General features: G+C 52.7%; 7 protein-coding genes. 5 read left to right on the top strand and 2 right to left on the bottom strand.

What is annotated here, in order from left to right:
- Positions 1-25: 25 nt before the first annotated feature.
- The 3 genes from ACO08I_RS27450 to ACO08I_RS27460 all read left to right on the top strand — a co-directional run bounded on the left by ACO08I_RS27450 (position 26) and on the right by ACO08I_RS27460 (position 5,597).
- On the top strand, positions 26-649 hold the full coding sequence (locus ACO08I_RS27450; protein ID WP_282774775.1) for a tRNA-(ms[2]io[6]A)-hydroxylase: 624 nt from the start codon (positions 26-28) through the stop codon (positions 647-649).
- Between the two features lie 246 nt (positions 650-895).
- Positions 896-4,150 (top strand): maltose alpha-D-glucosyltransferase, encoded by a 3,255-nt coding sequence (gene treS / locus ACO08I_RS27455; RefSeq protein WP_282774773.1) that lies wholly within the window; start codon positions 896-898, stop codon positions 4,148-4,150.
- A gap of 79 nt (positions 4,151-4,229) precedes the next feature.
- Complete coding sequence (locus ACO08I_RS27460; protein WP_421947723.1) at positions 4,230-5,597, top strand: DNA recombination protein RmuC; 1,368 nt, start codon at positions 4,230-4,232, stop codon at positions 5,595-5,597.
- On the opposite strand, the gene ACO08I_RS27465 is transcribed toward ACO08I_RS27460, so the two are convergent.
- Positions 5,578-6,468 carry a hypothetical protein gene (locus ACO08I_RS27465; RefSeq protein ID WP_282774769.1) on the bottom strand — a complete coding sequence of 297 codons (891 nt, stop codon included), beginning with the start codon at positions 6,466-6,468 and terminating at the stop codon, positions 5,578-5,580. The two genes, ACO08I_RS27460 and ACO08I_RS27465, sit on opposite strands and share 20 nt — an antisense overlap.
- Before the next feature lie 158 nt (positions 6,469-6,626).
- Between ACO08I_RS27465 and ACO08I_RS27470 the strand changes: the two genes are divergently transcribed.
- Positions 6,627-7,208, top strand: coding sequence for a 1-acyl-sn-glycerol-3-phosphate acyltransferase (locus ACO08I_RS27470; protein WP_282774767.1), 582 nt, complete (start codon positions 6,627-6,629; stop codon positions 7,206-7,208).
- Between the two features lie 29 nt (positions 7,209-7,237).
- Here the strand turns inward: ACO08I_RS27470 and ACO08I_RS27475 are convergent, their stop codons facing one another.
- Positions 7,238-9,892 carry a S8 family serine peptidase gene (locus tag ACO08I_RS27475; RefSeq protein WP_421947724.1) on the bottom strand — a complete coding sequence of 885 codons (2,655 nt, stop codon included), beginning with the start codon at positions 9,890-9,892 and terminating at the stop codon, positions 7,238-7,240.
- 227 nt (positions 9,893-10,119) lie between these two features.
- Here ACO08I_RS27475 and ACO08I_RS27480 point away from each other — a divergent pair, with 227 nt between their 5' ends.
- The gene (locus ACO08I_RS27480; protein WP_282774763.1) at positions 10,120-12,564 is read left to right on the top strand and encodes a carboxypeptidase regulatory-like domain-containing protein; all 2,445 of its coding nucleotides are present in this window, start codon (positions 10,120-10,122) and stop codon (positions 12,562-12,564) included.
- Positions 12,565-12,637: the final 73 nt, after the last annotated feature.

Consider the following 12,637-nt stretch of genomic DNA (forward strand, 5'->3'; position numbering starts at 1 on the left):
CCCGCAATAATCATGATACCCGCTTATGGACGTTAGAACCCGCGAAGAAGAACTGAGAGCCGTGCAAATGCTTGGGCTGAAGCTGCCTACTGATCCACGTTGGGTCAATATGGCGGAAATGGAACTCGGGGAAATTCTCACCGACCACGCTTACTGCGAGCAGAAGGCGGCGACCTCTTGCATCTCCCTGATTCAGGGCTATCCGGAACATGAGGACCTGGTCCGGGAACTGGCCCCAATCGTTACCGAAGAGTGGGGGCATTTCCGTATGGTCCTCAAAGAGCTGGACAAACGCGGGCTCAAGCTGGGGCGGCAGCGCAAAGACGAATACGTCAATAAACTACTGGCTTTTCACAAAAAGGGCGGAAGCAGAGAAGACCGCCTGCTGGATAAACTCCTCACCTGCGCACTGATTGAAGCCCGCAGCTGTGAACGCTTTCGCCTGCTATCCCTGAACATCCGGGAAGAAGAATTGAAAGAATGGTACCACAAATTCATGGTGGCTGAAGCCGGGCATTACCGCTTGTTTATTGACTTAGCCAAACAATACTGCGATGAAGCCAGGGTCCGTGCCCGCTGGAAGGAATTCCTGGAGCGCGAAGCAGAGATTATGGAAGAGCTGGACCTGCGGGGCGACCGCATGCATTAGTCATTATCTCTGTGCGGCAGATTTTCTTTTCTCAGCAGATATGCTTATTATCGCTTTCCCTACCATAAGACCAAAGCAGGAAATCCGGTAGCATAGCTGCACAAAGACAGTGCGCGTGCCGTTTCCTATCCGAAGACCGCACTGAAATCATTGATGATGGCAAAGGGGCAGGTGCTATCCTGTCCTGTACCCAAAAGGTCTCTGATTTTAGGCAATTCCATCTTAAAACCGCACTAATTTAACTTCATGCCGCAGCAAAACAAGACACCGCAGGACCCCCTCTGGTTTAAGGACGCCATCATTTACGAACTCCACATTAAAGCCTTTCAGGACAGCAACGCCGATGGGATCGGCGACTTTAACGGGCTAATACAGCGGCTGGATTACCTGCAGGACCTTGGTATTACTGCTATCTGGCTCTTGCCCTTTTATCCGTCACCTCAACGGGACGGCGGCTACGATATCTCAGATTATTACTCCATCAATCCCGACTACGGCACGGTCCGGCAATTCAAAACACTGCTGGATGAAGCCCACAAACGCGGGCTGAAGGTGATTACAGAGCTGGTCATCAACCATACCTCCGATCAGCACCCCTGGTTTCAGCGCGCACGCAAGGCACCGGCCGGCAGCCCCGAGCGCGACTATTACGTTTGGAGCGAAACGACTGACCGGTACAAAGATGTCCGGATCATTTTCCAGGATTTTGAAAAGTCTAACTGGACCTGGGACGATCAGGCCCAAGCCTACTATTGGCACCGCTTTTACAGTCATCAGCCCGACCTGAATTTCGACAATCCCGCCGTGCAGGGGGAAATCTTTAAGATGATTGACTTCTGGACGGACATGGGCGTAGATGGCTTCCGCCTCGATGCCATCCCTTACCTGTTTGAACGGGACGGGACCAATTGCGAAAACCTGCCGGAGACCCATGTTTTCCTGAAAAAACTTCGCGCCCACGTTGAAGCCCGCAACCCCAACGTTATGCTTCTGGCAGAAGCCAATATGTGGCCGGAAGACTCTGCCTCTTACTTCGGGGATGGGGACGAATGCCATATGAACTACCACTTCCCCATCATGCCCCGCATGTTTATGGCGATTAAGATGGAGGACCGGTATCCGATCATCGATATCATCGAACAGACACCGGAAATTCCGGAAAACTGTCAGTGGGGCATTTTCCTGCGCAACCACGATGAGCTTACTCTGGAAATGGTGACTGATGAAGAGCGGGACTACATGTACCGGGCTTACAATAAAGATTCTGCTTCCCGCATCAATCTGGGGATCCGTCACCGCCTGGCCCCACTGCTGGACAACAACCGGCAGAAGATTGAGCTGATGAATTCCCTGCTCCTCAGCCTGCCCGGCACGCCGGTCCTTTACTACGGCGATGAGATCGGGATGGGCGATAACGTTCACCTCGGTGACCGGGACGGGGTGCGAACGCCCATGCAGTGGAATGTGGACCGCAATGCCGGATTTTCCAATACCCATCCGCACAAACTTTACCTCCCCCTGATCAACGACCCCGAGTACCAGTATTCCACCATCAACGTGGAGGTACAGCAAAACAATTCCTCTTCCTTGCTGTGGTGGATGCGCCGTATCATCAATGTGAGGCGGCGGTATAAAGCATTTGGGCGGGGGGACATCAAATTCCTTTCGCCGGAAAATGCGAAGGTGCTGGCTTTCACCCGTTCGTTTGAAGACGAGCATTTGCTGGTTATTGCCAACCTGTCGAGGCATGCTCAGGCAGTCGACCTCGAGCTTCCCGAGTTTGAGCGCTATCAGCCAATCGAAACCTTCGGGCAGGCACAGTTCCCGCCCATTACCCGCGGGCAGAATCGCTTCACTATCGGGCCATTTGGCTACTATTGGTTTGAATTGGAACCGGCCTACCAAAATGGCCGCTCCAACGTTAAAATACCGGAGCTGCAGTGGAGCCCCGAGCGATGGACGGATTTTATTCAGGACAAGAAGTACCATCCGGAATTCCGGGAGGTGGTACGCAAATTCCTTAGCCGGACCCAGAAATACAACATCGATGGGCGTAAGCTGGACAGTGTGGAAATCGTCAAGGTAGACCCGCTTCGCTACGAAGGTGGCCGTTCCCTGCTGATGATTCTGCGGACCCACTACACGGAAGGTTTCCCTGAGTTGTACTTCATGCCACTGGCTATGCGCAAAGGCGACTATCAGCGGCAGCCCAACGCTCCGGCAGCCAATCAAATCCTTTGCTGCCTCACCGGCATGGAGCAGGAAGGCTATATTTTTGAAGCTGATGAGAGCACCGGTTTCCGAAACTACCTGCTGCGCTATCTGCTCGAAGGCAAAACAGAACTCCCTGAAGGCTTTAGCTTCCAGCTGAGCAACCGCCTGAATGGCGATACTTCCGATCAGCCGCTGCCGCCCGCCCGGGTCATTGCCACTCAAAGCAATCACCGGGCCCTGGCCTTTGGCGACCAGTACTTCCTGAAGGTGTTCCGCCGGTTGGAAGACACGCCCAACCCGGAACTGGAAATCAACAAATACGGGCATGACTCTGACTTGCCGGTGCCAGGCTACCTGAGCCACCTGGAGTATCAGGACAAAAATAAACACCCTTATGTCCTCGCGGTCCTGGAGCCTTATGTAGCCAATCAGGGTACAGCATGGACGTATTTTTATGATAATGCCAGGCGCTTCCTGGAATACATCAGCGTCGAACAGGAGAACCTGCCACCTTTGAACGAAGGAATTCAGGCACAATTCTTTGGGGATATCCCCCTGACCCGCGCCCACTTGCTGGGGCAAACCGTGGCAGCCTTCCACAAAGGGCTAACAGAAAATGACCTGCCTGACTTTCAGCCGGAGGCCTTCTCGCTCCACTACCAGCGGTCGCTGTTTTCGGCATGGAACTCTCAATTGCGGTCTGGTTTTCAGCTAATGAATAAGTCCAACCGGATGCCCGACCACCAAAAGGCCATGCTGCTGGAGCATAAAAAACGAATCACAGACGAGCTGCGCCAGATTTACGACCACAAACTCGATGCAGTAAAAATCCGGGTACACGGCGACCTGCAGCTGGAAAAAGTCCTGTTTACGGGTAATTCCTTTGTGCTGTTTAATTTTGAAGGGGACCGGACGCGCAGCTTTAGCGAACTTAGGCTCCGGAAGTCTCCTGTCCGTGACCTGGCCAGTCTGTCGAGCTCACTCTACTATGCTGCTCTGGGCGCTCTGATTACCCAGATTAAGCCCGTGCAGCCCAACGAAAGTCAATTGCTGGCGTATGCAGAGGCCTGGTATGATGCGATCCACAGTGCCTTCCTGGAAGGGTATTTGCCAGTGGCCCGGGAGGCCGGGCTCCTGCCATCCTCAGATGAAGACTGGGAGCTGCTCATGCATACTTTCCAGTTGGAGCGGCACCTCTACGAACTGGGCTTCGAGCTGCAACAGAACCGGGGATGGGAAGCTATTCCTTACTGTGGGTTGCTGCGGCAAATTGGTGCAAAAAGATAGGTTAAAGGTGCAGGTTTTAATCAAATGGTGTAACTTTATTGGCGATAGAGTTCCATTATTTTGTTGATAACCTATTGTTATGCCAGACGAATTATTGCTGAGCCTTCTGTTTTTGCTCATCGGGCTGTTTGCTGGTGGGCTGGGGGGCTGGCTTGCTGCCAAATTACGGTTTCAGCGCGATACTTTCTCTCAGGAGGACATTAACGTGCAATACGTACATCGCAGCTTGTACCAACAGCTGGAGCAGCAGTCCGATGCGCAACGGGAAGACCTGTTTGAGCTACAGGAAGCCTACCGCCTGGCATCCGAAAAAGCTGCCCGCCTGGAGCAGGCTAACCTGCAGCTGGAAGATACCCTTCGCCACCAAAAGGAAGAGTCGGTGCAGTTGCAGCAACGCTTCCAGGCTGAATTTGAAAACCTGGCCAACCGCCTGCTGGAGGAAAAGAGCCGGAAGTTTACCGTACAAAACCATCAGCAGTTGGATCAGTTGCTGTCCCCACTCAGGGAACGTATTAAAACCTTTGAGGAGGGGATCGAAAAGCGGTTCGTGGAAGAAACCCGGGACCGCATCAGCCTGAAAAAGGAAATTGAAGGGCTGCGGGCACTCAATCAGCAACTGAGCGAAGATGCCAACAACCTGGCCAGCGCACTCAAGGGAGACAACAAAGCGCAAGGCGACTGGGGAGAAATACAGTTGGAACTTCTGCTGGAAAAAGCAGGGCTACAGAAAAATGTACACTTCCAGGTGCAGCCTACTTTCCGGGATGAAAACGGCAAAGCGAAACGCCCTGACTTTATTATCAATCTGCCAGAAGATAAAACCCTGATTATCGACTCCAAGGTTTCCCTGAAAGCCTATGACCGCTGCTTCAGTACCGAGGACAAACAGGAAAGGGAGCGCCATCTGAAAGCCCATATTGACAGCATACGGCGCCATATCCGTGACCTTAGCAGTAAGAATTATACCAATCTGTACCAGGTCCACACACCGGATTACCTCTTGCTTTACATTCCCATAGAACCAGCTTTCGCCCTGGCTGTGCAGCAGGACCCACAGCTATTTGTGGATGCCCTCGATGCCAACGTGGTGGTCGTATCGAATTCCACCTTACTGGCCACGATGCGCACCGTTAGTTATATCTGGAAGCAGGAGAAACAGAAAAGTAGCGTGTTGGAGATTGCCCGGCAGAGCGGTATGCTCTACGATAAGTTTGTCAACTTTGTGGATGATCTGAAAGGGGTGGGGCAGCGCATTCAACAGGCACAACACGCCTACGATGATGCTATGAACAAACTCGTGGATTCAAAAAAGTACGGTGACACATTAGTAGGCCGGGCAGAACGCATCCGGGAACTGGGGGCCCGGACTTCCCGGCAGCTGCCTGAAGATATCGTGGAAGCTGCCCGGTCATCTGGGCTGGAGCCTCCTAAATCTGACGATGATTGATCTCTGAACCGTGGGGCCAGAAGTAGATGGTTTTTTTGTGGTAGTTGATTGCAAAGCGGTAACGTGCCAAAAACTCCAGTCCCAGAATACCATCAATATTCGAGGATATCCCTTTTTTTAGGGTAGCGAAAACGAAGGTGGTCGCATCAAAAGGCCGGTCTTCGATTTCCATTCCTGACACTGGTGCTTTGTCGAAGTAGTCCGGCATATTGGCAAAGTCCAGCAACTTTTGTTGCGTCACCCGGCCCAAAACTTCTTTGGGAAGTTGTGGCAGGAGGTGCTCCCGCATCAGGTTGTAACGGCCACCAATGTCCAGCCCCAGCCGATAGGTTTTCCCACCAATTTCAGCTTGCAGTACCGGCAGCCCCTGTTCAAGGTCAAAAGGCAGGCTAAACTGTGGTTTGTGTTGTTCGTGCAGCCAGGTGTCCCTGCGGTCATAGAGCAGGACGACCTGATTGCGGAAGTCAAACATAACTTCAGATTGCCGCAACAGCTCTGCCCCGATAATCCCCATGATCTCCTGATTGGCCGTTGACTCAAGATGGCTGATGTTCATCGCCACGGCTTTCATGTCCTGACGTTCCATGCCTGCCCATTCAAATTGGTCCACACTTACCGGAATACCGCTAAACACAGACCGCTGCTGTTGGGCTGGAACCCTTACCAGGCCATTCACTTGTTGGGGGTTGACTACCGATTGGGGGAAGCCGGTATCCAGAATAAAACTGCCCGTTTCTCCATTCATACGGGCCTCTACAATGACCATGTTATTGACCAGGCGAAAAGGTATCTTCTTGAAGTCGTTGCTTTGTGGAAGTACAGTATGGCTGCAGAACGCAGCAAATATTAGTGTGGTAAGTAGTTTCTTCATCTCTTCTCATCTTTTCCACACGTTGCCCTGTCCAAAAACACCACAGGGTAACGTTAAATTAATAGTAAGTTAACATACAGTTAACATTAAACGTTTGTCTGTGGAGATAAGTTTCCTGTTCAGCAATATTTCCCATATTTGCGGCAGAACTTAATGAAATGGGAAAGCGACTTGCAGAATTTTTGCTCGGGTTGTCCGGCTGGCGCCTAAACCCTTCTGTACCTGAGGAGGTCGGGCATTGTATAATCATTGCGGCGCCGCATACGTCCAACTGGGATATCTACTATGCCCGGCTGGGTTTTTACGTCATGGGCGTGCCCCTGAAGTTTACCATCAAACGGGAGTGGATGCGTTTTCCGCTCAACCTGATTATTGGCCCGCTCGGAGGTTTAGCCATCGACCGCCGGCCGCGGGGAGCTTCCGGCGAACGGCCCAGCTACACTCAGTTGATGGCAGAGCTGTTGGAAAAGCACGATAAAATTGCCATCATGGTCACACCGGAGGGGACCCGCGCAAAGCGCGATAAGTGGAAAACAGGCTTTTACTACGCTGCTCTTCAGGCCAAAGCACCCATATGCCTGGGCTATCTCGACTATGTCAAAAAAGAAGCTGGTGTTGGCGGCACGGTTTATCCATCCGGTGACATCGAAGCAGACCTGAAAAAAATCATGGATTTTTACAAAGATATTTCTGGTAAGCACCCGGAGCAGTTTGCGCTGGATCAGCGGTATATCCGATAATTCCCGACACGCTCCAAAAGCCCGGCACTTTATTCGGCCAAATGGTGCAGGACTGGCTGCTGGAAGACCTCGGTGCCTGCGTTGGCGCGAAGCAGGTACCAGCCCGGGGGCAGAGATGGGGGAATGGATAAACTGACCGGTTGATCGGAGCGCAGGCGCATTGTCCTTTGCAAAATTAGCCGGCCATCCACACCGAGTAATTGTATCTCTGCCTCTGGCGCAGCAGTAGTAATTTTCAGTTGCAATTGGCTTCCAAAGGGGTTGGGCCAGGCTTGCAGTGTATTTCCGGTTCTTTTCGGCGCATCTGCACTACTGATCAGCGGTTGCTCCTGAATATCCACACAATAATCTTCCACTTCTCCAAAGTGGATATGAGGCTCACAGGGCTGGGGGCGCATGCTGCCAAAACCGGCCCATTTAAGGCTAATACGCATCCGGGTATTGCCGGTCGCTGCACCGTCAGGGATAAACAGTTCTGTGCCCAGACTGTCATGTCCCGGAAGTAGTATGGTATCTACCAAGAGCTCAGCAGTTGGTGCAAAATGCCCGTCCTGATTCAGGTCGATCCAAATCCGAATGTATTCCGGATAGGCAATATGCTGAAAACCCGGGCGTACACTAACCGGGACGATCTGCCCACGTGAAGCTGAAAAGCCTGCTCCCGGAAATAAGGGGTTACCTTCATTCAGCCCACTGTGGTGGTATTGTGTACCGAAACTCACCGCATCGATCCATTCCGTCCCGGAGGTACCACCGTAGGAAGTACAGTACTCAAAGTCGGTACAACTACCGCAACCTGTGGTCACAAAACGCAAACTGGAAAAGCTGTTACTGTCTTCTGCACAAGTTGTAGTGAGGTAGGCTTCGTAAGCGGTGCAGGGGGAGAGCCCACTCAGCTGCAGGCTATGCCCACTGTGGGTGGTGTTGAAAATCCAGCCTGAGTCATCCTGCACCCGAATTTGGTAGGCCGTATTGTTTTCAGAAACTTCCCAGCTTAAGGCGGCACTGGTATTGCCAACTGATGTGGCAGTGAATTGGGCAGGAGGAAGGCAGCATCCCAGCGTGCGTACCTCAGCTATCGGAGATACTGAAGTCAGGCCGTCTGTACATTGGCGGACCAGCCTGACTTCATATCCGGTGCAGGTGTCCAGGCCGGTCAGCAGGAATGGGGAAGATGCATTAGGGGCTGATTCCCATTCGGCAGAACCAGCAGGGCGCCAATCGAGGGTAACCGAAAGGCTGCTGTCTGCGGTAGTCCATTGGGCGAGGGCTTCCTGTGTTCCATTGGGGGTAAGGTTCAGATTGTAAACCGGAGCACAAGGGGCACAGTTGAGCGCAAGCTCCTGAAGGGCCCGGAAGGTATTAAGCCGTCCTCCGGTAACTGTTTGTCCGGCCATGGATGAAAGGGCATCCGTGGTGTTGAGCAGTATAGACTTGGCTTCCAGTGCTGCAGCGCCGGGATCAGTATGGGCAAGGCTGCTTAAGTCAGGGCAGGTGGCACTGTACAGCAACCCAATGGTGCCTGCTGCGATAGGGCTGGCAAAGGAAGTGCCGGAGCTCCAGCCGTAACTTCCGCCCGGGTGTGTAGTAAAAACGTCTTTTCCAGGTGCCGCCAGGTCTACAGATATCGGGCCATAGGCACCTGTGCATTCATCCATGCGGTCAGAAGCAGTGACGGTAATCAGATAGGGGCTGCTGCAGGCGGTAGGCATATCGCCTACTTCATCAATGTTCCAGCCTGAGTTGGAAGTAGCAGCACAATTTAGGATACCTGCTTCCCCCAGGTCATCGTAAATCTGACACCATACCGGCGCTTCCGAGGGAGAAAGGCCGTTGACGCCCCATGATGTATTAGTGGCTACTACAAATGCGCCAGCTTCCCCTTGTGTTTCGTTGTAGCGTAGTCTTTGTTCCAGTACATACGCATAGGCGGCGATAGCATCTGCTTCAGTTTGGCTGCTGCCGGCTACCACCATGATTTTAATCTGAGGAGCTATGCCTGTGCCTCCGTTGCCATTTTGCCAGGCGGCACCAATCATACCTGCTACCGGTGTGCCGTGGTGCCCCTGATGGATGTGGTCGCTTTCCAAAACAGGGTTCCAGCCATGGTAGTCGTCTACGTAGCCGTTTTGGTCGTCATCGATATGGTTATTAGGTATTTCCTTCCGGTTATGCCATAGCTTAGGGGCAAGGTCAGGGTGGTTGGCCTGAATGCCATCGTCCAGCATAGCGATGACGATGGTGTCCCCAAATGCTGTAGCCGGGCCATAGGAGGGGAGGCTCCAGGCTAGTTCGGCGTCTACATCTGCATCGGGCACGCTGTTTTGGGCGGACAGGTTTTGCCACTGCCACTGCTGCGGGAAGAACGGATCAGCGGGTATAGTGTCCCGGATTTGCAAGCGGTGGTTGAGTTGTACAAGGTTTACGTCAGGAGATTTGGAGAGCTGCTGAATGGCTTCGGCCGGGCCGTAGTGCAGGGTGTCATAAGCCAGCAGGTGTATGAAAGTACGCCGGGAAAGCGTTTTTTTGTAAACGAAGCCTGTGGGGAAAGCGTCTTTGTCCAGGGCCTTTTCGCTGTTCAACTGCACGATGAGTTCACCGGGCACACTCTGTCCGTAAGCGGAAGCAAATAGCACGCAACAGATCAGAAAACAGTAATTTTTTTTGCGCCGGGCGCATCTCATAGGCCAGTCAGATTTTGTGAACACAACAAAACAAAAAGGGTGGCCGTTATGCAGCTGGGCTGATTTCTGTCGATAAACCCCTGTTGATGCTTAGAATGCGACATTTTGAAAAAGTGTTCAACAAAAGCAGTAGGGGGAATATGGCACAAATTGTGATATTTAATTTTTCTTTACCTTTGATTGCAGACTTTCGGCATCCTCAAATCCGAAATTGAAAACACACGACTATGAAACTATTGCTCAATGCCCTCACGGCAGCCTTTTTATTGACAGCTATTTTGCCGGCAGAGGCACAACTGGGGCGGGCGAACAAAGACTACGAATTAGGCGCCTTCAACCTGGCTGTCCGTTCTTACCTGGAATTGCTGGAAAAACGCCCGGCTAATTACGAAGCTATGGTGAAGCTGGCAGACTCCTACCGGTACCTCAACCAAATGGAAGAAGCCCGTAGCTGGTTCGAGAAGGTCATCCGCGAGCATCGGCTGGAAGGCGAACAGATGTTTCAGTATGCGCAGGTGCTAAAGGCGCTGGGGAGCTACGAAAAGGCTGAACAGTGGTTCCTTGCCTATGCCCGTGCCAATAAAGATGACCAGGAACGGGGCAACCATTTTGCCCAGAGTTGCCGTTTTGCCCGCAATCAGATCGGGCAGTCCTCCTCCTATTTGGTAAGCAATGAGTTTATCAATTCCAATGCCTCAGATTTTGCACCAACCTTTTACGGCGATCAGGTGGTTTTTTCTTCCGCGCGCAATAACCGGCAGCAGCCGGGAGCGTCCTGGACCGGGCGTTCTAATAATCAGCTCTACATGGCCCGCCTGGGGGGCAACGGTTTCCTGGAAGCCGAAGTGCCTCTGCAGAGCCGCATGCGGGAAAATTTCGTCAACCTCGGCCCGCTTACCTATGGCCCTGAATTGAGGGAAGTGGTCTATACCAAAAACAACTTTATCGATGGTACCCGCCACATGCCAACCGGAGGGCTGGAATTAAGCATGGCCATGTCGCCCATTAATCAGAATGGTGAATGGACAGAGGAAATTCCTTTTCCCTACAACGGCTCGGGCTTCTCCACTGGCTGGCCTAACATCTCTCCGGATGGAAATACACTTTATTTTGCTTCTGACCGTCCCGATGGCTTTGGTGGGTTCGACATCTACGTCTCCTACCGGATGGGCAACACCTGGAGCGCACCTGAAAATCTCGGCCCGGTCGTGAATTCGCCCGGCGATGAGATTTCTCCTTTCCATGATGGAGACTATCTGTACTTCTCCAGCAACTACCATCAGGGCATGGGAGGGTACGATATCTTCCGTGCTGAACAAGCCAATGGCCGGTATGCCAGGATTTTCCACCTCGGCAATTTAATCAATAGCAGCCGCGACGATTATGGCTTCATCTACGATGGTTTCCGCAACCTGGGCTATATGGTGTCCAACCGCCCTGGTGGGCGCGGGCATGAGGATATCTATAAAGTTTTCAAATCGGCTGACAATATTGTGTTGAAAGTTCGCAACGCCTCCGATGGCACGCCTATCCCTTACGCTACTATCGACTTCATCAATTGTGGGGAAGGGCTCTTCAAGGCAGACAGCCGGGGGCAATACAGCTTTCAGGCGGTCGAAGGGCTGGACTGTGAGATCGTAGTCCGCGCTGATGGTTACTCCGATGCGGTGTTTCGGGTGTCTACATTAGGCTTACGCCAAAACCGGGAGCATGATATTATGCTGGCCAAGCAAGGTGAGCAGTACGGGGGGCAGGTGCTAAACTATCAGTCGCGTATGCCGGTGGCTGGCGTACAGGTTACCGCTACCAATCTGGCCACTAATACCAGTATGGAAGCACAGACTGATGCCAACGGGGAGTATGCCCTGGCACTCAGCCCTAATTCGGCTTACAGCGTGCGGTACTCCCGGCCTGGTTTCCGGGACATCAACCGCAACATCAATACCAATGAAGGGAATGACCGTTCTATTCTGGGGGTTATTTCCATCCTGCCAACCGACTCGGCCCCTGCAGCCCCTATGCAGCCCGGTATCGATACCCGCCCGGGTACTCAGGCAGAAGGCCCTGAGGATGCCTTGCCCACCACAAGTGGCTTTTCGGTACAGGTAGCTGCCTTAAGCAAGCCTGGCCTGGATCAGTTTAGCGAGCTTACTTCAATCGGGCAGGTCTATTCCAAGGTAGAGAATGGCGTATACAAAATCAGAGTGGGCGTGTTCAGCACCCGTGCTCAGGCTGATCAGGCGCTAAAGTCTATCAAGACAGAGGGCTATAAGGAAGCCTTCATCGTTACCGAGCAGGGCACCGGGCAGAGCATCCGTCCCAAAGGCTATGATGCACCGGGTACGGGCTTTACCCCAAGAGGAAATACCCCTCCACAGTCCTATAATCAAAACCCTCCGGCACGTGCCGCTGAAGCCCGGCCTGCTACCGGTGATTACATGATCCAACTGGCCGCCTATCAGGATATCCGCTGGTTTGACCCGGCTACAGTTCGTGGTCTGGGGGAAATCCGGCAGTCCCGAAGAGATGATGGACTGACAGTCATGTATCTCTCAGGGTATACGACTATGGAGCAGGCTATTCGGGCCTGGCAGCAAGTCAAGTCTAACGGTTACAATACCGCCTATGTCGTCCGGGATACGAATGGCAGCCTGGAGAAGGTTTATCCATAGGGTTTCTCAGGTACTCGATACCAGCAAATGCCCCGGGAGACAAAGATCTGCCGGGGCATTTGTAGGTTTAGGG

Origin of the sequence: Phaeodactylibacter xiamenensis (genome assembly GCF_965229835.1) — a bacterium.
GTDB lineage: Bacteria > Bacteroidota > Bacteroidia > Chitinophagales > Saprospiraceae > Phaeodactylibacter > Phaeodactylibacter xiamenensis.